This window comes from Nocardia iowensis, from assembly GCF_019222765.1.
GTDB lineage: Bacteria > Actinomycetota > Actinomycetes > Mycobacteriales > Mycobacteriaceae > Nocardia > Nocardia iowensis.
Genome location: NZ_CP078145.1, coordinates 7,507,856 through 7,531,920, shown reverse-complemented (window position 1 = coordinate 7,531,920; position 24,065 = coordinate 7,507,856). Strand labels below are relative to the sequence as shown.

The 24,065-nt window shown below is 66.8% G+C and carries 24 protein-coding genes; 12 read left to right on the top strand and 12 right to left on the bottom strand.

Translation table 11 applies throughout. The features are described 5' to 3' along the window. Positions 1-10 precede the first annotated feature (10 nt). The 4 genes from KV110_RS34685 to KV110_RS34670 all read left to right on the top strand — a co-directional run bounded on the left by KV110_RS34685 (position 11) and on the right by KV110_RS34670 (position 4,740). Positions 11-865 (top strand): PHP domain-containing protein, encoded by an 855-nt coding sequence (locus KV110_RS34685; RefSeq protein ID WP_218471362.1) that lies wholly within the window; start codon positions 11-13, stop codon positions 863-865. Then, on the top strand, positions 862-1,128 hold the full coding sequence (locus KV110_RS34680) for a hypothetical protein (protein ID WP_218471361.1): 267 nt from the start codon (positions 862-864) through the stop codon (positions 1,126-1,128). Before KV110_RS34685 ends, KV110_RS34680 begins: the two co-directional genes overlap by 4 nt. 96 nt (positions 1,129-1,224) lie before the next feature. Beyond that, complete coding sequence (locus tag KV110_RS34675) at positions 1,225-3,003, top strand: FAD-dependent oxidoreductase (protein ID WP_218471360.1); 1,779 nt, start codon at positions 1,225-1,227, stop codon at positions 3,001-3,003. A gap of 540 nt (positions 3,004-3,543) precedes the next feature. Then, a complete protein-coding gene (locus KV110_RS34670; protein WP_218471359.1) occupies positions 3,544-4,740 on the top strand; it encodes an NAD(P)-dependent malic enzyme in 1,197 nt (398 codons plus the stop codon). A gap of 9 nt (positions 4,741-4,749) precedes the next feature. Here the strand turns inward: KV110_RS34670 and KV110_RS34665 are convergent, their stop codons facing one another. Then, complete coding sequence (locus KV110_RS34665) at positions 4,750-4,962, bottom strand: hypothetical protein (RefSeq protein ID WP_218471358.1); 213 nt, start codon at positions 4,960-4,962, stop codon at positions 4,750-4,752. A 41-nt stretch (positions 4,963-5,003) separates the two neighbouring features. After that, positions 5,004-5,897 carry an ABC transporter substrate-binding protein gene (locus tag KV110_RS34660; RefSeq protein ID WP_218471357.1) on the bottom strand — a complete coding sequence of 298 codons (894 nt, stop codon included), beginning with the start codon at positions 5,895-5,897 and terminating at the stop codon, positions 5,004-5,006. A 244-nt stretch (positions 5,898-6,141) separates the two neighbouring features. On the opposite strand from KV110_RS34660, the gene KV110_RS34655 reads away from it, so the two are divergent. The 6 genes from KV110_RS34655 (at position 6,142) to KV110_RS34630 (ending at position 12,024) form a co-directional block, all read left to right on the top strand. Next, positions 6,142-7,026, top strand: coding sequence for an ABC transporter substrate-binding protein (locus KV110_RS34655; RefSeq protein ID WP_246634820.1), 885 nt, complete (start codon positions 6,142-6,144; stop codon positions 7,024-7,026). A gap of 9 nt (positions 7,027-7,035) precedes the next feature. Beyond that, positions 7,036-8,199, top strand: coding sequence for an ABC transporter ATP-binding protein (locus KV110_RS34650; protein WP_218471356.1), 1,164 nt, complete (start codon positions 7,036-7,038; stop codon positions 8,197-8,199). Next, positions 8,196-8,864, top strand: a complete 669-nt coding sequence (locus tag KV110_RS34645) for an ABC transporter permease (RefSeq protein ID WP_281427703.1) — start codon at positions 8,196-8,198, stop codon at positions 8,862-8,864. Before KV110_RS34650 ends, KV110_RS34645 begins: the two co-directional genes overlap by 4 nt. Then, the gene (locus KV110_RS34640) at positions 8,861-9,577 is read left to right on the top strand and encodes an ABC transporter permease (RefSeq protein WP_218471355.1); all 717 of its coding nucleotides are present in this window, start codon (positions 8,861-8,863) and stop codon (positions 9,575-9,577) included. The genes KV110_RS34645 and KV110_RS34640 overlap by 4 nt, the downstream gene beginning before the upstream one ends. Before the next feature lie 216 nt (positions 9,578-9,793). After that, positions 9,794-10,546: a PadR family transcriptional regulator gene (locus KV110_RS34635; protein WP_218471354.1), complete on the top strand. Its 753-nt coding sequence runs from the start codon at positions 9,794-9,796 to the stop codon at positions 10,544-10,546. Further along, complete coding sequence (locus tag KV110_RS34630; RefSeq protein WP_218471353.1) at positions 10,543-12,024, top strand: DHA2 family efflux MFS transporter permease subunit; 1,482 nt, start codon at positions 10,543-10,545, stop codon at positions 12,022-12,024. The genes KV110_RS34635 and KV110_RS34630 overlap by 4 nt, the downstream gene beginning before the upstream one ends. A gap of 63 nt (positions 12,025-12,087) precedes the next feature. Here KV110_RS34630 and KV110_RS34625 read toward each other — a convergent pair whose 3' ends face one another. From KV110_RS34625 to KV110_RS34600, 6 genes are all read right to left on the bottom strand, one after another. Then, positions 12,088-12,714 (bottom strand): Uma2 family endonuclease, encoded by a 627-nt coding sequence (locus KV110_RS34625; RefSeq protein ID WP_218471352.1) that lies wholly within the window; start codon positions 12,712-12,714, stop codon positions 12,088-12,090. Positions 12,715-12,800: 86 nt separating this feature from the next. Continuing rightward, positions 12,801-14,438 carry a molybdopterin-dependent oxidoreductase gene (locus KV110_RS34620; RefSeq protein WP_218471351.1) on the bottom strand — a complete coding sequence of 546 codons (1,638 nt, stop codon included), beginning with the start codon at positions 14,436-14,438 and terminating at the stop codon, positions 12,801-12,803. A gap of 176 nt (positions 14,439-14,614) precedes the next feature. Next, complete coding sequence (locus tag KV110_RS34615; RefSeq protein WP_218471350.1) at positions 14,615-16,408, bottom strand: AMP-dependent synthetase/ligase; 1,794 nt, start codon at positions 16,406-16,408, stop codon at positions 14,615-14,617. Positions 16,409-16,527: 119 nt separating this feature from the next. Beyond that, positions 16,528-17,442 (bottom strand): alpha/beta hydrolase, encoded by a 915-nt coding sequence (locus KV110_RS34610; protein ID WP_218471349.1) that lies wholly within the window; start codon positions 17,440-17,442, stop codon positions 16,528-16,530. Positions 17,443-17,457: 15 nt separating this feature from the next. Beyond that, entirely contained in the window at positions 17,458-18,288 is an 831-nt protein-coding gene (locus KV110_RS34605) for an SDR family NAD(P)-dependent oxidoreductase (protein ID WP_218471348.1), read from the bottom strand. After that, positions 18,285-19,826 (bottom strand): flavin-containing monooxygenase, encoded by a 1,542-nt coding sequence (locus tag KV110_RS34600; protein ID WP_218471347.1) that lies wholly within the window; start codon positions 19,824-19,826, stop codon positions 18,285-18,287. Before KV110_RS34600 ends, KV110_RS34605 begins: the two co-directional genes overlap by 4 nt. A gap of 69 nt (positions 19,827-19,895) precedes the next feature. Between KV110_RS34600 and KV110_RS34595 the strand changes: the two genes are divergently transcribed. Both KV110_RS34595 and KV110_RS34590 read left to right on the top strand, forming a co-directional pair. Beyond that, a complete protein-coding gene (locus tag KV110_RS34595; RefSeq protein WP_218471346.1) occupies positions 19,896-20,522 on the top strand; it encodes a TetR/AcrR family transcriptional regulator in 627 nt (208 codons plus the stop codon). Between the two features lie 138 nt (positions 20,523-20,660). Beyond that, positions 20,661-21,374, top strand: a complete 714-nt coding sequence (locus KV110_RS34590) for a GAP family protein (RefSeq protein WP_218471345.1) — start codon at positions 20,661-20,663, stop codon at positions 21,372-21,374. Positions 21,375-21,633: 259 nt separating this feature from the next. On the opposite strand, the gene KV110_RS34585 is transcribed toward KV110_RS34590, so the two are convergent. Genes KV110_RS34585 through KV110_RS34570 form a run of 4 tightly spaced genes read right to left on the bottom strand, consistent with a single transcriptional unit; the run spans position 21,634 to position 23,956 of the window. Continuing rightward, the gene (locus KV110_RS34585) at positions 21,634-21,954 is read right to left on the bottom strand and encodes a hypothetical protein (protein WP_218471344.1); all 321 of its coding nucleotides are present in this window, start codon (positions 21,952-21,954) and stop codon (positions 21,634-21,636) included. Further along, positions 21,954-23,315: a hypothetical protein gene (locus KV110_RS34580; protein ID WP_218471343.1), complete on the bottom strand. Its 1,362-nt coding sequence runs from the start codon at positions 23,313-23,315 to the stop codon at positions 21,954-21,956. Before KV110_RS34580 ends, KV110_RS34585 begins: the two co-directional genes overlap by 1 nt. Before the next feature lie 3 nt (positions 23,316-23,318). Next, positions 23,319-23,618 carry a WXG100 family type VII secretion target gene (locus KV110_RS34575; protein WP_218471342.1) on the bottom strand — a complete coding sequence of 100 codons (300 nt, stop codon included), beginning with the start codon at positions 23,616-23,618 and terminating at the stop codon, positions 23,319-23,321. Then, a complete protein-coding gene (locus KV110_RS34570) occupies positions 23,615-23,956 on the bottom strand; it encodes a WXG100 family type VII secretion target (RefSeq protein ID WP_218471341.1) in 342 nt (113 codons plus the stop codon). The genes KV110_RS34575 and KV110_RS34570 overlap by 4 nt, the downstream gene beginning before the upstream one ends. Positions 23,957-24,065 lie beyond the last annotated feature (109 nt).

Here is a 24,065-nt window from a genome sequence, read left to right as displayed (position 1 = left end):
ACTGGAGGGCGTGCGCATCGACCTGCATACCCATTCGACCGCCTCCGACGGCACCGACACACCCGCCGAACTGGTCCGGAACGCGGCCGCCGCCGGCTTGGACGTGGTCGCGATCACCGACCACGACACCACGGCGGGCTGGACCGAGGCGGTCGACGCGCTGCCGAAGGGGCTCACGCTGGTCCGCGGTATGGAGATGTCGTGCGTCGGCCTCGGTGAGGACGGCTGGCCTGTGCCGGTGCATCTGCTCGCCTACCTCTTCGATCCGACCGATCGCGGGTTCGCCGATGAGCGCGAGCGGCTGCGTGGCGAACGGATCGAACGGGTGCGCGCGATGGCCGAGCGCATGGTGGCCGACGGGTTGCCGATTGATCCCGATGCCGTGCTCGCTTCGGCAGGGCCAGCCGCGGGGCGTCCGCACTTGGCCATGGCGCTGGTGGCGGCCGGTGTGGTGCCGAGTGTGGACGCGGCGTTCGAGGAATTGCTCGCGCCGCACGGGCCGTATTACGCGGAAAAAGCCGACACGCCGTTGCGCCGGGCGGTCGAGATGATCGCCACCGCGGGCGGGGTGAGCGTGCTCGCGCATGCCAGAGCGCGTAAACGGGGCAGGCTGCTCGCCCTCGGCGACATCAGGGAACTGGCCACGCTCGGACTCGGCGGACTGGAGATCGACCATCCGGACCACTCCGCGCAGGACCGCACGGTGCTCGCCGAACTGGCCGCCGAACTGGGCCTGCTCACCACCGGCTCGTCCGACTACCACGGCACCAACAAGACCATCCGCCTCGGTGAATACACCACCGACCCAACACAATTCGAGGTGCTCGCGGGCAAGGCGACCGGCGTACCGGTGATCGTCTCGTGAAGGTGCTTCGCGGCCTCAGCGGCACCGTCGCCGCGGGCATCTGCGCGCTGATGCTGGTCGTCATCGGCACCGCGTTCATGGCGGGGCGGCGCGACTTTCCCGGCCCGGGCAGCGAATCGGTGGCATGGCATGTGGTGTCGGCCGGGATAGCCGTTGCGGCGCAGATTTATTCAGATAAGCATCGGGGTTTTGTGGCTTTTTCCGGATCTGCGGTTGTTTTCTTGATCGCCGGATTATTGCTGTGGACCCAGTGGTGGAGTTGATCAGAGGCATTCGGCTGACAACGGATCGAATACGGCCGCGCTAAAAATTGCGGTAATGGTTGCGGCTCGGTGAATTGTGGCCGAATATTTCTCTTTGTGACGGAACTCGAGACGGACGTACTGGTTCTCGGTGGTGGCCCCGCTGGAACCTGGGCCGCCGTCTCCGCCGCCGGCGCCGGCGCCCGTGTCGTGCTCGCCGACAAGGCCAGATGCGGCACCAGCGGGCCGACCGCGCACGGCACCACCGCCTTGTGGAACATCCCGCCCGGACCGGCCAGGGATGAGGCAGTACACCGCGGCTACGCGCACGGCGGCGGACTCGGCGACCAGGAGTGGATGCACCGGGTGCTGGAGGAGACGCACCGGCGCGTCGAGCAGCTGGCCCGCTGGGGCTATCGGTTCCCCGGCGCGGGCCCGGGCGGGCGCGGGTCGTCGTTGCGGGTGTATCTCGACGGTGCCAGCTATTTGCGCCGGATGCGGCGCAGCGTGCTCGACGCCGGTGTGCGGATTCTCGATCACCATCCGGCGCTGCAACTGCTCGTCGGCCGAGATGGTCAGGTCGCGGGCGCGACGGGGGTGCAGCAGCACAATCGGTTCGAGCCGTGGACCGTCCGGGCCGGTGCCGTGGTGGTGGCCACCGGCGGTTGTGCGTTCCTCTCCGGCGGGGCCGGTACCGACGTGGACACCGGCGACGGCCTGCTGTTCGCCGCCGAGGCGGGCGCCCAGCTGTCGGGCATGGAGTTCTCCAGCGCGTACGGATTGACCCCGGCCACCAACGTGTCTGCTCCGGCCGCGCATTCGAGTTCCGCGTCCGGACTCGGGCTGCACTTCGCCACCCTCTACGACGAGTCGGGGACGGTCTTGGAAGGTCACCGCGCGGCGGCTTTCGCCGCGATCGCCGATGGCCGCAGGGTGTTCGCCGCACTCGATGACGTGCCCATCGCGCTGCGTGGCTGGCTGACCGAACAGGGCCTGGTCGACCACACCAGGCGGGTGCCGCTGCGAGCGGTGCTGGAGGGCACCGTGCGCGGCACCGGCGGGCTGCGGCTCGCCCGAGCGGACTGCGCGACCACGGTCGACGGGCTGTTCGGTGCGGGCGACGTGACCACCAGGGAGCCGATCACCGGTGCGGTGAGCGGATTCGGCGGGCAGGGTGGCGCCTGGGCCATCGCCTCCGGGGTGTGGGCGGGCGCGGGCGCGGCGAGATACGCGCGCACCGCCGACCGGCGCAGTCCGGTGTGTGAGGTGCCGGGTGCGGGGCTCAACGCGGTGGCGCGGATCGATCCGCGGGCCGTAGTCGGCCTCGTGCAGGAACACACGCTGCCGCTGCGGCGCAGCTACTGGCGCAGTGCGGGCAGCCTGGTCGACAGCATCGGCGAACTCGACTCGATGTGGCCGGGTGCCGAATTCGACCTCGGCGGCACCGGTCTGGACCGGTTGCGGGCCAGGCAGGCGGCGGCATTGCTCGCGGTGGCGCGGTGGACCAAATACAGCGCGCTGGCGCGAACCGAAACGCGCGGCATGCATCGGCGCACCGATCACCCCGGGGCAGCCGACGACTGGCGGGTGCGGTTGATGTCCGGCGGCTTGGACAACGTGTGGGTGCGGCCGGACGCGCGGGAGATCGCGATGCTCGACGCGGGGGAGGTGGGCGCCAAGGAGATCGCCGTGACGCCCCCGCGCGGGCCCGCTGTGCCGGGTCGGCGCGAATCCCTGGTGTTCGACCTGCGCGGACCGGTTCCACACGCGCGGGAAGCGGGCGTGCTCAGTGCGCGATCGGCTGCGGTGCCGGACGCGCCGGAGATCGTGTCCGAGGCCGAAGCGGGGCCCGCGCCCGCCGAGCAGCTCACACCCGCCGACCCGATCCCGTTGTGACAACTCACCGCCCGGCGCCGGTGGCGTGCGAGTTTTCGCTTACGGCCCGGTAATTCCCGCGGCCTACGCTGGATACAGGCGCGCGACACGGCGGAGACCCGATCGGTTTGGCAAGTCGCGGACCATGCTGGCAGAATGTGTCGGATTCCGTACCTAAGCCACCGCCGGGTACCGGAGTTACGGAGATCTCCGCCTCACGACGCACCGTCGCGACCCGAGGATCACGCCGCATGTTCTGTCCGGACCCACCCGTCCGGCTCCCGCTCCGCGGATCAGTGCCGCGCCACGTCAGCGAAATCGGCTCTGTTGATGCGGCGTCCGCCGGGCACTGCGTGGTTACGCAAGCCGCCGCCTTCGTGCCCGGCTTCCGCCGACGGGTTTTCGCGACCCGCCGTCGGACGCGAAACGTACCGGTCAGCGCACTCGATGAGCGTAAAGAATCCACAGGAGCGGAGCCTGCGGAGCGACCATAGACACTTATACCTATATACCCGGCGGTAACCGTCCCCCGGTTTGTCCGGCCCGAGCAGGAGTGAAATCGTGTCACCTGTGACTGACGCACCGAATGCCACTGCAAGTCTTTCCGAAATCACCCATGACGAGATTTTCGCGGGACATCTCGGAGGCAAGCTGTCGGTAGAACTCAGCTCGCCGCTGGAAACCCAGCGCGACCTGTCGATCGCCTACACCCCGGGCGTCGCTCAGGTGAGCCGGGCGATCGCACAGGACGTCGAGCTCTGCAAGCGCTACACCTGGACCGACCGCCTCGTCGTCGTGGTCAGCGACGGCACCGCGGTGCTCGGCCTCGGTGACATCGGCCCGCGCGCCTCGCTGCCGGTGATGGAGGGCAAGGCCGCGCTGTTCAAGAAGTTCGCCGGACTGAACTCGATCCCGATCGTGTTGGACACCAAGGACGTCGACGAGATCGTCGAGACGGTCATCCGGTTGCGCCCCAGCTTCGGCGCGGTGAACCTCGAGGACATCTCGGCGCCGCGCTGCTTCGAGGTCGAGAAGCGGCTCATCGAGGCGCTCGACTGCCCGGTCATGCACGACGACCAGCACGGCACCGCCATCGTGGTGCTCGCCGCCCTCAACGGCGCGGCCAAGGTGCAGGGTCGCGGCATCGACGGCATGAAGGTGGTGGTGTCCGGTGCGGGCGCGGCCGGTGTCGCGTGCACGAATATCCTGCTGGCCGCGGGCGTTCGGGACGTCACCGTGCTCGACTCGAAGGGCATCATCAGCCGCGAGCGCAGCGACCTCAACGATGTGAAGGCCGAACTGGCCACCCGGACCAACCCCCGCGGGCTGACCGGTGGCGCCGCCGAGGCACTCACCGGTGCCGACGTGTTCCTCGGTCTGTCCGCCGGTCTGATCGCCGAGGAGCTCATCGCCTCGATGGCGCCGGAGTCGATCGTGTTCGCCATGTCCAACCCGGACCCGGAGATCCACCCCGACGTCGCGCGCAAGTACGCCTCGATCGTCGCCACCGGCCGTAGCGACTTCCCGAACCAGATCAACAACGTGCTCGCCTTCCCCGGCGTGTTCAAGGGCGCGCTCGACGCGGGCGCCCGCCGCATCACCGAGGGCATGAAGATCGCCGCCGCCGACGCCATCCTCAGCGTCGTCGCCGACGAACTGGGCCCGGAGAAGATCGTGCCGAGCCCGCTGGACCCGCGGGTCGCCCCGGCTGTCGCCGAGGCCGTCGCGGCCGCCGCGCGTGCCGAAGGCGTTGCCTGACAGGTTCGCTCACTCGCCGGAAGGCGCCTTGTTCCGATCGGGACGAGGCGCCTTTCGCGTGGTGCGAGCCGATGCCCTGATCCAGAGGTTCAGGGCGACCATCGCGCCAAGCGCGACGACGAGGGAGATCGCGAACACGGGATTCTTGTCCGAGTAGCTCGCCCAGACGAACAACAGGATCGCCACGAGGGCCACGTAGCCGCCGATGAACCGGATACTCACGCCTGGAGACGTTAGCCACCTCGGGTGCCCACCGTGCGGATTTACAACGAGTGGTCGTCCAGCCAGGTGCGCGCCACCTCGGCGGGCTCGGCCCGGTCGTCCCTGATCCGGCGGATCATGGTGGCGAGATCGTCGGTGCTGAGCTCGCCCGCAACGTAATTCAGTTTCTCGATCCGGCGCTCGTCCAGCGCGCCCTTGCGCAGCAGCGGCAGCACGTTCTCGGCGCGCACGGCATAGGTGTCGTCGGACAGGATCGTCAGCCCGTCGGTCGAGCCGGGGACCACGGCGGGCGGGCCGGTCAGCAGTCCGGCTTGAATCCGCCCGTCCAGCAGGGCCTTTCGCAGTGCTTCGGCATCGGGAAACGGCAGCGTCGCGGCGAAGGCGCAGTCCGCCACCTGTTCCAGCGCGGGCGGCAGCGTGATCAGGTCCGGTACCGGGGCAACGCCGACCGTGAGCTGGTCGCATCGCGGCGCGAGATCGGCGATGGTGCGCACGTTGTCGTGCGTGGCGGTCTCCGTGCTGAGCACGACTCGCGGCCGCAGGTCGGTGCCGTCGGCGGCATCGGTGACCACCAGCCCCTCGGGCAGCGACTTGCTCAGCGCGCGACCAACGTGCTCCGGTGTGCGATCGCGGGCGGTGGTGTCGAGGAAGGCCAGCAGTGCGCCGCTGTGCTCGCCGATCAGGTCGATCCGGCCCGCGTCGAGTGCCGAAAGATAGTCGGCACGGCTGCCGAGATGCGGTTCGACCGAGGTGCGGGCCCCGGTTCTCGCCAGCGCGCCCGCGTAGATCTCGGCGAGCAGGATGGACTCGACCGAATCACCGGCACCGACCGTGATCCGCGCGCCCTGTTCGCCGTTCCCGCAGGATACGACCAGTGCGGCGGTCGCGACGACCAGTAAACGAGCCAGTATCCGCAGCGACGCGGGCAACACCATTCGGCGACACCAACTCTCCGAGAGACCGACAGAGCTAACAGGAACACCCTGAAGCGGGCAGTATGGACACCCAGAATGTACCGGTGGCTGTGCTGCCCCGGGACCTCGCACTGCCCGCCATGCCGGAAGGACTTCAGTGAAAACCTCGATCAATCCCGATGCCGCGCGGCACGGCCGATCGGCGCTGCGGCTGGCGCTGCGCGCCGCCCGGTTCATCGTCGCCGCCACCGCACTGGCCGCCGCCATGATCCTGTCCGCGTGTGGCAACTCCGACCCGCTCGCCAGCAAGGGCAGCTGCGAAGGCGACGGGCTCATCGTCGGCTCGGCGAACTTCCCGGAGTCGGAGACCGTCGCGGAAATATACGCGGAGGTATTGCGTATCAACGGCTTCAAGGTCGACACCAAGCTGAACATCGGCAGTCGCGAGGCCTACGTCCCTGCCGTGCGCCAGTGCGCGATCTCGGTCATCCCCGAATACACCGGCAACCTGCTCCAGTACCTGGACAAGGACGCGACCGCGACCAGCGCCGCCGAGGTCGAGAGCGCGCTGACCAAGGCACTCGGCTCGGAGCTCACCATCGGCACCCCGGCCCCCGGGGAGGATTCCGACGCGGTAGTGGTCACCCGTGCCACCGCCGAACGCTGGAACCTGCGCACCATCGCCGACCTGGCCGCGCACTCGGCCGAGGTGAAATTCGGTGCGCCGGCGGAATTTCAGGAGCGCGCGGGCGGACTGCCCGGCCTGAAGAAGAACTACAACCTCGACATCGCCGCGAACAACTTCGTGCCGATCGCCGACGGCGGCGGGCCAGCCACCGTGCGCGCGCTGGTCGAGGGGCAGGTGACCGCGGCCGACATCTTCACCACCTCGCCGGCCATCGTGCAGAACGACCTGGTGGTGCTGGAAGATCCGAAGCGCAACTTCGCCGCGCAGAACGTGGTCCCGCTGCTGAATTCGGCCAAGAAGACCGACAAGGCGCTGGCCGCGTTGAACGCCGCCTCGGCGAAGCTGACCACCGCGGAGCTGATCAAACTGAACGAAGCCGTGTCCGGTAGCAGCAAGACCGAGCCCAAGGCCGCGGCCGTCGCCTGGGTAGCCGCGCAAGGGCTGAACACGCCGACCGGTTAGGGGAAACCGTTGTCCGATATCGAATTCAACGGCATCAGCAAGACCTACCCGGACGGCACGCACGCCGTCACCGATCTCGATCTGCGTATTGATTCCGGCTCGTTCACCGTGTTCGTCGGCCCGTCCGGCTGCGGCAAGACCACGTCGATGCGGATGATCAACCGGATGATCACGCCCAGCGCTGGCACGATCACCATTGCCGGACAGGACATTTCGAAGGTCGACCCGGTCAAGCTGCGGCTCGGTATCGGCTACGTGATCCAGAGCGGCGGACTGCTGCCGCACCGCACGGTCGTCGACAATGTGGCGACCGTGCCGGTGCTGCGCGGCGATTCGCGCAAGGTGGCCCGTGCGGCGGCGCTGGAGGTGCTCGATCGGGTGGGGCTGGACCGGTCGCTGGCTGGCCGGTATCCGGCACAGCTCTCCGGCGGGCAGCAGCAACGCGTCGGGGTGGCGCGGGCGCTGGCCGCCGACCCGCCGGTGCTGCTGATGGATGAGCCGTTCAGCGCCGTCGACCCGGTGGTCCGAGCCGAGTTGCAGATCGAAATGCAAAGGCTGCAAGCCGAATTGCAGAAGACCATCGTGTTCGTCACGCACGACATCGACGAGGCGATCACCCTCGGCGACCGGGTCGCGGTGTTCGGCCGCGGCGGAGTGCTGCAGCAGTACGACCCGCCTGATCATGTGCTCGCCCAGCCCGCCACCGATTTCGTCGCCGATTTCGTCGGGCGCGACCGCGGCTATCGCGGCCTGTCCTTCCGGTCAGCGAAAGATGTTCCGCTGCACGAGATCCGGACCGCCACTGCGGCCGAAGTGGCCGCCCTGCGGTTGGATCGCGGCGACTGGGTGCTGGTCGTCGACGCGGAAGGCAGGCCGAGCGGCTGGGTGGACGTGACCGGCGTGGAGGCGGTTCGCGCCGGACGTTCGCTGGCGGAGAGCACGTCCGCGGGTGGTTCGCTGTTCACGCCGACCGGCGACCTGCGGCAGGCGCTGGACGCCGCGATCTCCTCGCCGTCCGGTGTCGGTGTCGCCGTGGATGATTCGGGCGCGGTGCGGGGTGGCGTACTGGCCACCGAGGTGCTGCAACAGTTGGCCGGTCAGCGGGCCACCGAGGACGCCGACCGCAATCGGCACTTCTTCGAGCGGGAAGTGAGCGGCGGGGGGTCGACGTGAGGTACTTGATCGACAACTTCGCCGAAATCATGGGGTTCACCAAAACCCATCTGTACCTGGCGCTGGTGCCGCTGATGCTCGGGTTGGTGATCGCGATTCCGGTGGGTGCGCTGGTTCGCCGCGTCGCTTGGCTGCGTCGGGTGACGGTGACCGTGGCGAGCCTGTCGTACACCATTCCGTCGCTGGCATTGTTCGTGATCATCCCGCCGCTGGCCGGGATCTCCACCATCGATCCGCTGAACGTGATCATCGCGTTGACGGTGTATTCGACCGCGCTGCTGGTGATCGCGGTGCCCGCGGCGCTGGATTCGGTGTCCGCCGAGGTGATCGATGCCGCCGACGCGGTCGGGTTCAGCTCGCTGCGCCGCACGCTCACCGTCGACATGCCCTTGGCCATCCCGGTTTTCGTGTCCAGCCTGCGGGTGGTGGTGGTGACCAATATCGCCATGGTGTCGGTCGGCGCGCTGATCGGCGTCGGCGGCGTCGGCAAGCTGTTCACCCAGGGCTATCAGCGTGACTATCCGGACGAGATCGTCGCGGGCATCATCGTTATCTTGGCGCTGGCCTTGATCTTCGACCGTCTCGTCTACGCGCTGGGCCGCTGGTCGACGCCGTGGGTGCGGGCCGACGCCAGGTCCGCGAAAGCGAAAGGCGGTGCGTTGTGAACCTTTTCATCGACGCCTGGCACTACTTCACCGACGGCGCGAACTGGAACGGGCCCGCGGGCATCGAAACCCGGATCGCCCAACATCTTTGGTACAGCTTTCTCACCATCGTGATTTCCGCCGCGATCGCGGTGCCGCTCGGTCTGGTGATCGGCCACACCAAGCGTGGCGCCGCGGTGCTCGTCGGTTTCGCCAACGCCATGCGTGCCCTGCCGACGCTCGGCCTGCTCACCTTCCTGGTGCTGCTGCTCGGTCTCGGCTTGATTCCGCCGCTGCTCGCCCTGGTAACCGTCGGCATTCCGCCGCTGCTCGCCGGTGCCTATGCCGGAATCGCCAATGTGCCTGCCGATGTCGTCGACGCCTCGCGGGCCATGGGGATGACCGAACGGCAGATCCTGTTCCGCGTCGAGGTGCCAAATGCGATGCCCATCCTGCTCACCGGGCTGCGCGGGGCCACCCTCCAGGTGGTCGCCACCGCGACGATCGCGGCCTACGTCAACCTCGGCGGGCTCGGTCGCTACATCTTCGACGGCATCAGCCTGTACCGGTACGACCGGGTCCTGGTCGGCGCGCTGCTGGTCGCCGTCTTGGCCATGGTGCTCGATGGCCTGCTCGCCATTACCGTCTGGGCGAGCACGCCCGGCACCGGCCGGATGCGGCGCACGTATGCCTTGCCCGCAGCCCCTGACCTGAGCGTACGGTCCGCCGACTGAGCTCGGTCCATCGCGCGCGAGCCCTGGCCGCCGGGCGGGTGCCCGGTGCTCACGATCACTTTTCGCACCGAGCGATCTGCCTTGCGACGGCATTGTTCCGCGCCGTATATTCCGTGTGGAGTATTTGGTGTGGGGCATGTCCGAGGGTGCGGCTAGCGTTCGCCCCGAGTCGACGGCTCCGGCTCGCGTGACGAGCGATCTACGGGAGGTAATGGCATGGCGCAGCAGGCGCGTCCGGCGGTGACGCCACTGGCGATCGCCGTGCTCGCGCTGCTCGAGGAGCGGCCGATGCATCCGTACGAGATGTTTCAGCTGCTGATCGCGCGCCGGGAGGATCTGCTGGTCAAGGTGCGGCCCGGCTCGCTGTATCACACGGTGACACGGCTGGCCGAGCAGGACTTCGTCCGGTCCGAAGGCGTCGACCGGGAAGGAAACCGGCCCGAACGCACCACCTATCGGATCACCGAGCGTGGCAGGGCGGCGCTACGTGCCCGGATCACCGAGATTTTGCGGTATCCCGCGCCGGAATATCCGGTGTTCCCGATCGCGCTGGGTGAGGCGCACAACCTGCCCAAGGACGATGTGCTCGCCCTGCTGCGCGAGCGCGTCGGACATTTGGCAGCCGAGCTGGCCGAGGTCGACTCGATGATCGACTGGGCGCGTGGGCGCGGGGTTCCGCGCCGCTACACCATCGTTCTCCCTTATCAGCGCGCCAGGCTCGGCGCGGAGATCGCCTGGATCCAGAGCTTCCTCGCCGAATTGGACAGCGGGACACTGGAATGGGACGACTTCGATCCGGCCACCGGTGAGCGGACGGTCGAGTCGCACTGCGACCGGCCGAATGCCGATCATGCCGAGCCGCCGAGTCCTGGCGCCGGTCTGCCGCCACCCTCGGCCGACGTCGCCGCGCCATCCGTCGTTCTGCCCCCGTCATCGGTATCAGCCGAGATAGGAACTCCGAATCCATGACCACTCAACGCAATCCGTGGCTGGCGCTCACCGCGCTGGTTGTCGGCTTCTTCATGATCCTGCTGGACATGACCATCGTCGCGGTCGCCAACCCGGCGATCATGACGGACCTGCACGCCGACATCTCCCAGGTGATCTGGGTGACCAGCGCCTACCTGCTCAGTTATGCGGTGCCGCTGCTGGTCACCGGTCGGCTCGGTGATCGCTTCGGCCCCAAGAACATCTATCTGGTCGGGCTCGCCGTGTTCACCGCCGCGTCGCTGTGGTGCGGGCTGTCCGGCAGCATCGCCATGCTGATCGCCGCGCGTGCCGTGCAGGGCATCGGCGCCGCGCTGATGACGCCGCAGACCATGGCGGTGATCACCCGCACCTTCCCGCCGGACAAGCGCGGCGCGGCCATGGGGCTGTGGGGCGGCGTGGCGGGTCTGGCCACGCTGATCGGGCCGATCCTCGGCGGAGTGCTGGTCGACGGCCTCGGCTGGGAATGGATCTTCATCGTCAATGTCCCGCTCGGCATTATCGCGTTCGCGCTGGCGGTGTGGCTGGTGCCCGCGCTGCCGACGAACCAGCACAAGTTCGACATCCCCGGCGTGCTGCTCAGTGGTGTCGGCATGTTTCTGGTGGTGTTCGGCATCCAGGAGGGCAACAGCTACGACTGGTCGCTGCGCATCTGGGTGATGATCGGCCTCGGTCTGGTGGTGCTCGGTGCCTTCGCGGTGAACCAGGCACGCAACAGCGGCGAACCACTGTTGCCGCTGAGCCTGTTCAAGGACCGCAACTTCGCCTTGTCCAACACCGCGATCGCCGCGATGGGTGCGGCAGTCACCGCGTTCATGGTGCCGTCCTACTTCTACCTGCAGGCGGTGCGCGAGCTGTCGCCGACCGAGTCGGCGCTGGTGTTCGCGCCGATGGCGATCGTCACCGGCATCTTCGCGCCGTTCATCGGCAAGTTCGCCGACCGGGTGCAGCCACGGATCGTGCCGACCATCGGCTTCGGGCTGTTCGCGGTGTCGATCTTCTGGTTCTCCGCACTGATGACGCCGGACTCTTCGATCGTCTGGTTCCTGGTGTCGGCCGCGCTGGCCGGTTTCGCGAACGCCTGCATTTGGGGTCCGCTCGCGTCGACCGCCACCCACAACCTGCCGGTCCAACAGGCCGGCGCGGGTGCGGGCGTCTACAACACCACCCGCCAGGTCGGTTCGGTTCTCGGCAGTGCCGCGATCAGCGCCCTCATCGCCGCCCGCATGTCCGCCAACGGCCTCGGCGGCGGCAAGGTCGCCGAAGGCGGTGCGGGCCAAGGCCCCATCCCCGAATTCGTCGAGGACGCCTTCAGCACCGCCCTCAGCCAAGCCACCCTGCTCCCCGCCGCCATCCTCCTCATCGGCGTCATCGCCTCCGCCCTCTTCCTCCGCCACGGCCACTCCGCCCCCGCCCGCCCGAAGGACGAGCCCGCCAGGGCCGATTCACTGACCGGCTGAGTTCAGGAGTGCTGCACCCCACCGACATCCGTCGGTGGGGTGCAGCATTCGACTGGGCGATGGTCAGCGAACCAGCTCTGACAATCGAGTCCAGTCGATTCGTATCCGAATCGGCATGTCGATCACGGTCTCTGTGCTGGTCGGCTCGAGCACGGCGTGTAAGCGGTACTGATCATGGGCGTGATCAAGTACATGAATTGCTATGGACGCGACCTGGTTCTCGTCTGTCCAGACAATCCAATACCAAGGAATACCCGCAAGCGCATACTCAGCTTTCTTCTCGGCGATGTCGATTTTCTCAGACGTTGGTGAGACGACTTCGATGGCTAGCTTTACCATCGACGCGGGCAAAGGCCGAAGCTCCTCCGGAGCGCAGTCGAAAAGTGCCACGTCGGGCCGTCTGATCGTGGCGTTGGGAAACTCCCAAAGCACGACATCGAAGTCGGTGTCGACGTCCAAGCAGCCGTCCTGATGGCGATTCATGTGCGTTTCAGCTGCCACTTCGACCAGGTCGGCAATTCGTCGGGCGGCTTTCTGGTGCCGCCGGGTCGGCGATTCGGCCCGGACGGCTTCGCCGTTGACGACTTCGACGAGACGGCAGAAAGCTTCTGGAAGTTCTTTCCAGATCGCCACTGTGATCGGTTCTGGCTGAAGGTTCTCTTCTTTGGCCCAATCGAATACGGCAGACATGCAGCGCTCCTCTGGGCGGGCAACGGATTCCGTGTCGATCCTATCCCGGTGACGAGTGCGGACATCGGCATAGGTCGAGGGCGATATCAGCTGACCTGGACGGTGACGGAGGGGTGGCCGGTGGCGCCGTCGGGGACTACGTCGCGGCGTTCGGCGGTTTGTACCTCGCCGGTGGCGTCGGTGGAGCGGGCGCGCAGGGTGTGCGGGCCGGGGGTGGCATCCCAGTCGTAGACCCATTGGCGCCAGGTGTCGATGGATTGTTCGTCGGCCAGGCGGGCGGTTTGCCAGGGGCCGTTGTCGATCTGGACTTCGACGGCGCGGATGCCGCGGTGCTGGGCCCAGGCGACACCGGCAACGGTGGTGCGGCCCTGCTTGATTCGGCCGCGCGGGCGCGGGGTGTCGATGCGGGTGCCGGTTTTGATCGGGCCGAGGGCGGACCAGCCGCGACGGGTCCAGTAGGCGGTGGCGCGGTCGAAGCGGGTGATCTCCAGTTCGGTCACCCACTTGGTGGCGGAGACGTAGCCGTAGAGGCCGGGCACGACCAGGCGGGCGGGATAGCCGTGGACGACCGGGAGGGGTTCGCCGTTCATGCCGACCGCGAGCAGCGCGTCGCGGCCATCGGTGAGGACGGACAGCGGCGTGCCCGCGGTCCAGCCGTCGGTGCTGTGTGAGAGCACCATGTCGGCGTCGGGATGCGGGCCCGCCTCGGCGAGCAGTTCATCGAGCCGGTAGCCGAGCCAGCGGGCATTGCCGATCAGATCGCCACCGACCGGATTCGACACGCACGCCAACGTCACCAGCCGCTCCACCGCCGGTCGGTTCGCCAAATCCGCCCAGGTGAGCCGGATTTCGCGATCCACAAGGCCGTGAATGCGCAGCGACCAATCGTCCTTGGACACCTGCGGCACGACCAACGCGGTGTCGATCCGATAGAAGTCCTCGTTGGCTGTGAGATACGGCGTCAGTCCCGGCACCCGCAGATCGGCTCCCGGCGCGATCGGCGTCTCCGGCGCACTCGGCTGCGGCAATTCCACCGCCGCTCGCTCACCCGACACATCGTGTCGCCGTGCCCCGAGCAACCGCCCGCCAACACCGGTGACAACAGCCAGCCCGCCCACCACCAACAGACCCTGCAAGACCTGCCGCCGTTCGGGCTTCGCGGCGGCCCGCTCTGTTCTCGCGGGGTCGGCGGTGCAACCGGCGCGCGGCGACGCGGGTGTTGGCGCGGGCTTACCTGTCTTGTCGCCGAATCCTGTTGTGACACCCCGCGTTTCGGTAGCCGCCTGCTCGGTCGCCGCGTCCGCCGCATCGATCCGACGGGTCAGCACCCGCAACGCGTAGATGCCCACCGCAACGCCGATAATCGTCGGCAGCGCACCGGCGGCGCTGGTCCTGGCGGCAACCACGATGGCGGCGACCACCCCGAAAATCGCGAGCACCGCCGACCCGGCCGCCCGCGTGGTGCGTTCGATCGCCCCCGCCAACCCGGCAACCAGCACGGCAACCAGGCCCATGCAGATATACAGAACCGCCTTGTCGTTGGTGCCAAAAGTGCTGATGGCCCATTCGCGGACACCATCGGGCGTGTGGTCGATCACGGTCGCGCCGATGGCGTTCATTGGCGCCAGGTCGGCACCGAAGAACGCCGCCAGCAACTCCGCGACGCCGAGCGCCACGCCCGCCGAGACGATCCCAGCTACCACCCGCAGTCGCAGATCGGCCATGGTTTCGAGCGTACTGCCGGGCAGCCCCCACCAGTGCCCATTCGCCGACGGCCCCGCTCGCCGCGATGGACCGAGATGTCGCACCACTCGGACGTGAACCGCGGCCTGGTGCCTGCGAAAAAGCGAAAGGCGCTGTCCGCGAAAGAAACTCGCGAACAGCGCCGCGACGCCTCGACTCAGTTGTAGATCTGCGCCACGTCGTCGGCGTGCTGCTTCATCACGACCGCACGCTTGAGCGACAACTTCGGCGTGAGTTCGCCGCCCTCCTGGGTCCAGTCGACCGGCAGGATGCGGATCTTCTTGATTCCCTCGGCGTGCGAGACCTTCTTGTTGGTCTCGGCGACCGCGGCGTCGATCTCGGCGATCAGTTCCGGGTTCTCGATCAACTTCTCGATCGGGGTGTCGGCGGGCACGTTGTGGTTCTTCTGCCAGCCGGGCAGCGCCTCCGGGTCCAGGGTGATCAGCGCGCCGATGAACGGCTGGCCGTCGCCGACCACCATCACCTGACTGATCAGCGGGTTGGCCCGCAGCGAATCCTCGAGCAGCGCGGGGGAGACATTCTTGCCGCCCGCGGTGACGATGATTTCCTTCTTGCGGCCGGTGATGGTGACGTACCCGTCCGCGTCGATGGCACCGAGGTCGCCGGTCTTGAACCAGCCGTCCTGGAAAGCGTCCTCGGTGGCCTCGGCGTTACCCCAGTAGCCGTTGAACACCACCGAGCCGCGCAGCAGCAGCTCGCCATCCTCGGCGATCTTGGCGCCGTGGCCCTCGATGGGCTTGCCCACCGAGCCGACCCGGATGTTTTCCGGGGTGTTCACGGTGATGGCGGCGGTGGTCTCGGTGAGCCCGTAGCCCTCGTAGATGGTGACGCCGACGCCACGGAAGAAGTGGCCGAGGCGGGCGCCGAGCGGACCACCGCCGGAGACCGCGGCCTCGCACTGACCGCCGAGCGCGACCTGCAACTTGCTGTAGACCAGCTTGTTGAACAGCGCGTGCTTGAGCTTGAGCACCAGTCCCGGCCCGCCGTGGTCGAGCGACTCGCTCCACGCGATGGCGGTGTCGGCGGCCGCGTCGAAGATCTTGCCCTTGCCGCCGTCGTGCGCCTTCTGCTTGGCGCTGTTGAACACCTTTTCGAACACCCGCGGCACCGACAGGATGAAGTGCGGCTTGTACGTGCCGAACTGGTCGACCAGGGTGGCCCAGTCGGAGGTGTGCGCGACGATCACCTTGGCGTCGAACGCGGCCAGCGCGACGGCGCGGGCGAAGACGTGCGCCATCGGCAGGAACATCAGCGTCTTCTTGCCGGGCCTGATGAATTTGCCGAGCGCGATCCGGTCCGACTTGGACTCGGCGTAGAGGTTCGCGTGCGAGAGCATGACGCCCTTGGGGCGTCCGGTGGTGCCGGAGGTGTAGATCAGGGTCGCGGGCGACTCGGCGTTGACCTGCTTGCGCCGGTCGTGCACGGCCTGGTCGTCCAGGTCGGCGCCGCGCCTGGTCAGCTCGTCGACGGCGCCCTTGTCGATCTGCAGGGTCTCCCGCAGGTCCGCCAGCGAACCGGCCTCGATCTCATCGATGACCGCGCGGTGCCGGTCGCTGTCGACGATCAGCAGCTTGGTGGCGGAGTCCTGCAGGATCCACTTGGCCTGCTCGGCGGCGGAACTGTCGTAGATCGCGACGGTGCAGCCGCCGACCGCCCAGATGGCGAAGTCGAGCACGGCCCACTCGTAGCGGGTGGGGGCCATGATGGCGACCCGGTCGCCGAGTTCGATGCCCGAGGCGATCAGTCCCTTGGCGACACCGGTGACGGTCTTCGCGAACTCCGCGGCCGTCACGTCCTGCCAGCCACCGTCGCCGCTCGGAACGTTGAACAGCACCGCGCCGGGCGACTCCTCGGCGTGCCGGAAGACGTTGTCAGAATTGTTCGCGTCTTCCGGAATTGTGTAGGAAGCCGGGACTTCGAACTCTCGCATCAGTGCCCTTCCACGTGGGTTTACTGGTCAGTAATCTACGACACCTTGGTCAGGGCCGTGAGGTCGACCACCAGAAACGGATCCGTGCGTAACACCCGAGCTACGGATCCGCTTCGTAGCTATCCTAAGTCGCGCATGTGGGCCGGTTGAATCGCTTCCCGTAGGAACGCGGCCAGCTCGCTCACCGCCGCGGCGGCCGGGGCGACCAGCGCGGCTTGCAGCTGCGCGACGTGCCACAGGCCGGTGCTCTCGGTGAAACGGACGTGCACGCCCGCCGTCCGCAGCGCGGCGACCAGCTCCACGCATTGGCCGTGCAGCAACTCGCTGACGTCGACCTGAACATAGGTCGGCGGCAGCCCGACCAATTCGCCGGTGAGCGGCGCGTAACCAGGATCACTCGAATCCCCGCCACCGAGATAGGCGGCAGCGCAGGCCCGCGACCATCCCCGGGTGATCATCAGATCGCTGTCGCGTTCCGGCGGTTGGTTCGGGTCGGTCCATGGCGCGATCAGGCCGAGTGCGGCCGGGGTGTGCCCGTGCCGTGCGATCAGGCGCTGCGCGGTGGCCAGCGACAAACCGCCGCCCGCCGAATCACCGGAGAGGGCGATCTGGTTCGGCTGGTAGCCCGCGCTGTTCACCAGTTCCAGGAACGCCGCTTCGGCGTCGTCGAGCCCGGCGGGGAACGGGTGCTCCGGTGCCAGGCGGTAGTCGAGGGCATAGACGGCGGCGCCGGTTTCCTTGGCCAGCCGGGCGGTCAGCGACCGGTGGGTCACCGGTGAGCCGACCGCGTAGCCGCCGCCGTGCAGATAGAGCACCGCACCGGTCGGTGTCGCGGTGGCGGTGACCCGCTCGGCCGGTCTGCCGCCGAGCCGAAGCCGGTGCACGGTGGTGCCCGCGGGCACCAGTTGCGCTGCCGAGCCCACCTCGAGCAAGAGCCGCTGCATCCGCCACGGCGTCCGCTGGTTCAGCGTGACGCGGAAGATCGGACGCAGCAACGCTCGGGCGACGGGCAGCGGAAGATTGATGTCCCGCATGGGTTGGATCTCGAATCAGGGTAGGAACGGGCGGTTCACGACGGCGGCGATGCGCTGGTAGCCGGAGGCGGTGACGCGGACGAACACGTCGAGCAGCTTGGCCTCCCAGCCGATCAGCACTCGCCCGTGTCCCTTGCGCACGCCCTCGGTGATGGTTTGCGCGGCCATCTCCGGGGTGTGGATGGCCAGCTTCGCGTCGAACATCGCGGCGGCTTTCTTGCCGTCGATGCCCTCGGCGTAGGTGGAGTTGCGCGCGACGGCGGTCTTGATGCCGCCCGGGTGCACGCAGGTGACCTTGACCGGGTGCTTGCCGACCAGCATCTCCTGGCGCAGCGCCTCGGTGAACCCGCGCACCGCGAATTTGGCCGAGTTGTAAGCACTTTGGCCGGGGACCGCGATCAAGCCGAAGAGGCTGGACACGTTGACGACGTGCCCGGCGCCGGAGTCCATCAGGAACGGCAGGAACGCCTTGGTGCCGTTGACGACGCCCCAGAAGTCGACGTCCATGATCCGCTCGATGTCCTTGAACTCGGACTTGATCACGTCACCGTGGTAGGCGATGCCCGCATTGTTGTAGATCTGGTGCACGGCGCCGAAGTGCGCCTTGACCGCGTCGGCGTAGAGCAGCACCGCCTCGCGCTCGGCCACGTTGACCCGATCGGATTTCACCTGGGCGCCAAGCTTTTCGCAGCGGCGCACGGTCTCGGCCAAGCCCTCGGTGTCGATGTCGGACAGCGCGAGCTTGGCGCCACGCTTGGCCAGATTCTCGGCGAGTGCGCGACCTATGCCAGAGCCAGCTCCGGTGATCACACAGACTTTGTCGCGGAAGTAAGCATCTTTGCTCACAGTGCCCCCACTTTCAGGTCGGCTCGGGACGGTTCGGACGCGGGTGTCGTTTCATAGGCGTCCACGTCGAAAGACTTGGTGAGCCTACGGAATTCGAAAGTGAAGTCCGGCCACAACGTGGTGTTGTTGCCGTGCTTGTCCAGGTACCAGCTGGCGCAGCCGCCATTGATCCAGACGCTCTTGCCCAGTTTGCGCTGGAGGTCCGCGTTGAACTCGTCCTGCACGTCCTTGCGCACCTCCACGGTGCGCAGGCCGAGCCGGTCGACGGTGGCCAGTGCGTCGGCGACGTAGTTGATCTGCGATTCGATCATGTACACCATCGAGGTGTGGCCAAGGCCGACGTTCGGGCCGAGCAGGAAGAACATATTGGGGAAGTTCGCGATCGTCGAACCCTTGTAGCCCTGCTGTCCGATCTGATCGAACACCTCACTGAGGGTGCGTCCGTCGCGGCCCGCAATGGTCTCGTAGGTCGGCGAATCGGTGACGTGGAAGCCGGTCGCCACGATGAGGGCGTCGATCTCGCGCTCGGTGCCGTCCTTGGTGACGATCGAATTCGCGCGCACCTCGGCGATGCCGTCGGTAACCACGTCCACATTGTCGCGGCTCAGTGCCGGGTAGTAGTTGTTGGAGATCAGCATGCGCTTGCAGCCGATCCGGAAGTTCGGAGTCACCTTGGCGCGCAGTTCGGGGTCGCGGACCTCGTAGTGCAGCTTGGCCTTGGCGAGCAGCTCGAACGCCTGCATCAGCGCCGGAACCTTGGCCAGGCCGACGACCTGGGTCTCACGCGCGGCGTAGATGGCAGCGCGGGACAACCGCTGATAGCCCGGCAGGTACTTGAACGCGAGCCGCTCGGGCTTGGTGTACGGGCGGTCCAGGCGGGGGAGCAACCACGGGGCGGTGCGCTGGTAGACGTCGAGCTGTGCGACCTTGCCCGCGATGGCCGGGACGATCTGGATGGCGGAGGCGCCCGTGCCGATGATCGCGACGCGTTTGCCGGTCAGGTCCGCGTCGTGGTTCCAACGGGCAGAGTGGAAGATCTCGCCCTGGAAGTCGTTGATGCCCTTGATGTCCGGGAGGGCAGGCTCGCACAGCGCGCCGACCGCGGAGACCACGGTGTCGGCGGTGAAGCTGCCCTTGGTCGACTCGATCTCCCACTGCGTGGTGGCGTTGTTCCAGCGGGCGCCGGTCACATCGCAGTCGAAGAGGTGCTTGTCGCGCACGTTGTACTTGTCGGCGACACCCTGGATGTACTGCTGGATCTCGCCCTGCCGGGAGAACGAGCGCGACCAGTTCGGGTTCAGCGCGAAGGAGTACGAGTACAGGTGCGACGGCACGTCGCAGGCTGCGCCGGGATAGGTGTTGTCACGCCAAGTGCCGCCGACATCGCTGCCCCGTTCCAGCACGAGGTAGTCGGTGCGGCCCCGTTGGCTCAACCGGATCGCTAGGCCTAGGCCCGCGAAACCGCTGCCGATGATGATCGTCTTGACGTGGCGCACTGGCCGGTCGCCGACAGCTTTGTCTGTAACCTTGCGACTCATGTAACTGAGCGTAGATGCTTATTGAGCAGCAGTCAACAGTATTGAATCACGTTCAGTAGGATGTGAGATGTGAGCAGCAGTCGTTCCGGAGAGACCAAGCGTGTTCGGCTCAGCCCGGACGAGCGCCGCCTGCAACTGATCACGCTGGGGGCCGAGATGCTCGCCGAGCGGGCGCTCGAGGATATCTCTGTCGAGGACATCGCCAAAGAGGCGGGTATTTCCCGCGGCCTGCTGTTCCACTACTTCGCCTCGAAGAACGAATTCCACGAGGCCATCGCACGGCACGTCAGCGCCGAGTTCCTGGCCGCGACCGCGCCCGACCGCAGCCTCGGTCTGTTCGACATGCTCCGCGATTCGGTCGAACGCTACGTCGACTACGTAGAACAGAACCGGGCCGCCTACCACGCCATCCTGCGCGGACCCTCCAGCTACAACCCCGGCATGGTCACCTTCGTCAACGAATCCCGCAGTGCGATAGCCGAACTCGTGCTCTGCGAAGTACCCATCCCCGCCGATGACCCCGACCGTCCCCGCCTCGCCCTCGCCGTCCGCGGTTGGATCGCCTTCGTCGAGGAAACCATTCTCACCTGGATGAGCGAAAAGTCCGTCCCCCGTGAGCAACTCATCGAGCTACTCGTCGAATCCCTTCCCGCACTTGCCCTCAGCCCCGCCCTGGCCGCCGCTTTGCGCGGCTGAGACTTCCACCCGTACCGCCCGGCCTCGCCGGGAACGACTACGTCGCGGGGGTGACCGGGGTCCTCCCTTTGTCGGACGCGGCGGGGGGACCGGCTGCGACACCATCAAAGGCGTGTCGCATCCCGGAACGGAATACTGATGACAGTCACCCTCGTCGGGGCGCTGATCGGCCTCGCCCTCATCGACAGCACCAGCTTCGGCACCCTGCTGATCCCGATCTGGTTGCTGCTGACCCCCGGTCGGCTGCGGTTCGGTCGCATCGCGATCTACCTCGCCACCGTCGCCGTCTTCTACTTCGGGGTCGGCGTCCTACTGGTCCTCGGCGCCGACGCAGTGCTGACGGCGATCCGATCCGGTTCGATCGACATCCCGCAGTTGCCGTTGCGAATCGGCCAGCTGATCCTCGGCATCTCCATCATCGCCCTGAGTTACCGGCTGGAAGCCAGGGCCGAACGGCAAGCAGGCAAACCCGGCAAGATCCAGCGCTGGCGCGCCAAAACAATGTCCGGCAGCGGCAGCGCACGCAGCCTGATGAACCTCGCCTTGGTAGCCGCCACCCTCGAAGTCGCCACCATGCTCCCGTACCTCGCCGCCATAGCCCTGATCGCCAACACCGACCTCAACTGGCCCCTCACCGGCGCAACCCTGGCCGCATACTGCCTGGTAATGACCCTCCCCGCCCTCCTCCTAGCCGCCGCCCGCCTACTAGCCCACGACCGAATAGACCCCCTACTCCAACGAATGAACAACTGGCTCACCAAAAACAGCGCCAAAGCCATCGGCTGGGCCGTAGGCGGCATAGGCATCTGGCTAACCCTCAACGCCGCCGCCACCCTCGCCTTCCAAGCCTGAACCGTCGTAGCCGTGATCAGAACCCCAACTTCGGCCGCTCAGCCGGACGCAGCCGTCCATGCCGGACCAGAAGCGTTTTGGCGAAGAGCTTGATCGGACAAGCCGTGATGGGGCAATCGATGTGCGATTGCATCACCACCTGAGCCGCTTCGATGGTCAGGCCGTTCGCGGCCCGTGCTTGCCGAGCTTAGGGTCGCATCGGACGAACCGACCACGGGCTCTATACGTAAGCCGTGCAGGAAAGTTGGGAACCTATCGCTCAGGCAGGCTCTGTCGAAGTCAAGGCAAGGTACAAGCCCGCTTGTCCTGGTTCGAAGACGGTGTCGTCGTACAGTCGGTCATCGGGCACGTCGGTGGATACGATCTCGTTAGTAGGCCATCGCAGTTGCACGAGCGATGCGGCACCTGTAGAGATCAGGCTTGCCGCGGTCTGTCGGGCTAATTGTTTGGCGGCAGCCTCGTTCAACACGAATTCAGACCCACGCAGTAACCAAAGTAGCTCATAGACGCCGACATTGTCTTCCGTCAGATGGTCGACAGCCTCCTGCATCAACCATTTGGCAGCAGCCGACTCGCCCACTAGTTGCCTCCCAGCGTTGTGTTCCCTTGAAGGGGGATCTTAGTTGTTTTACCATTCTGGGACACTTCCGCGTATGGACCATGGGTCAGTGGATCCGGCCGGTTCCCTTCGGTGTAGCCCGGCATTATGCGGATCTGTCTACCAAAATTGTCCGGATCTCGGTAGACAGTTCCATCGCCGCTCTTGCTGGGTGACTCCACCCATTTGTGGGGAATACCTTCCGCAACTTCCTCTTGGCTTTTGCCCGCGAGAGTCTGCGGATCGAATGCTTTGGGATCACGTACGTTGGGTAGTTCGCGGCTGCGGTCTTCTTCAGCACTGTCTCCGCCGCCGTTGCCGCTTTCACCCTCATCATCGATCAGCACGCGCATGGCGATGATGCCGGTGAGGGCGGTTAGGGTGTTGCCGAGGTCGGGGACGTTGTCGAAGGATTTGATTATGCCGACGGTTCCGGCGGCGGCGGTGGCGAGGCCGACTGCTTTGAGGAGATTGCTGCCCTGGTAGACGGTGCGGATGGTGTTGATTGTGTTGGTGACGATGACGCCGACACCGCCGGCTCCGGCGGCGGCGCTGCCGCCGAAGGTGAAGAAGGCTGCGGCGGCAGCGGCGACCACGGTGAGACCGATTGCCCACTCGGCGGTGGTGATCGCCGATTCGATGTCTGCGCGTACCGCGACCGTTCCGGCGTGATAGTCGGCGACCGGTCCGGCCAGGTTCTGGGATGCGGCGGCGACCTGGCCCGCGCCATTACGCAGGGTTTCGAGGTGATTGAGGATCGGTGGCAGGTTGGTTTTGTCGTCGATGTTGTCGAATAAGCCGATAATTGAGGTGATCCGGGTTGCGGCACCGGTGACTGATTCGTGGTTGGCGAATGTCTTCCAGGTGGACGCCGCTTTGTCGAGCTTCTTGACATCGCCGTTCGGGAGTTTGCCGAATTTTTCCAGGATTTCCGCGACCAGCAAGTCGAAAAGTTCCTGAACCCCGCTGTGGCGTTCGATGCCGATCCCGTTGTCGCGCACCGAGGTCGGGATCGTGACCTGGTGTTGGGTCATCTCGCGAACGTCGGGACGCGGCGGAGGTGGATTGCTCCTGTTGTTTATGCCGTAGTTGTAGCCGGTCGCGTACAGCACATAACCGAAGTTGGTGAGCGCGTCGGCCAGGTTGGTGCACGACTGCATCGTGTCTCGGGCGGTGCGGTCGTAGGTTTCACCCCACTGCTTGCAACCGGGTGCGTCACCGGCCATGCCGGCGCACTCGCCTTTGACGGCGTCGTGGACGGGCTTGTCTGCGCGGCGCAGCTCGGCGGCGAGGTCGTGGCATTTCTTGGCGGCGTCATAGTAGGTCTGCCAATCGATGCGCACTGCTCAGCCCCCTTCCAGCATCTTGTTGTTGATGGCGATCGCGCGGGTATAGCGCGTGTGCGCCTGACGGGCCGCGTCACTCATCTCGCGCACACCTTCGACGAATTCGCGTGCGCCGGTGGCCCATCCGCGATGGGCATCGGCATATGCCTGGGCGGCAACGCTTTCCCATCCGGTCCCATGCAGCGTCGCCACCTTGTCGTCGATTTCATCGAGGTGCTCGGCGACGAACCCGGCAAGTCCGGAGAGCCGGGCCACGATCTGGTCGAGGTGCTCGAGGTCGACCGAGAATTCGGAGCTCATGGCAGATCCAGGCTGGATGTGTTCAGTGCGGTCGCGTTGTTCGAGTCGCGGGATCGGTAGGTATCGGCGGTGACACCGAGTTTCTCCGCCATGCCGGTCAATGCGGACATGATCCGGGTGCCGCCGTCGCGGACGTCGGTCCAGCCGTTGGCGAACTCGGTGGCGGAGTCGCCGGTCCAACTTCCGTTGGTCAGCGCGCCCACGTCCTTGGCCGCGGAATCCAATGCCGAGCGCAGTGCCTCGGCCAGCTCGTAGACGTACCTGCCGACATCGCGCACCTGCTCGGGGACGACCGTGAGCTGCTGTCCCGGAACCACTGGCGTCCCCCCGTCGCTCATGCCGACGAATTCTAGTGACCGCCCTCAGCAGTGTCGACCTCGGAAAACGCCGAACGCCGGGTCGGATCCGCTCATCCAGGAGCGGATCCGACCCGGCGTTCGGGTCAAC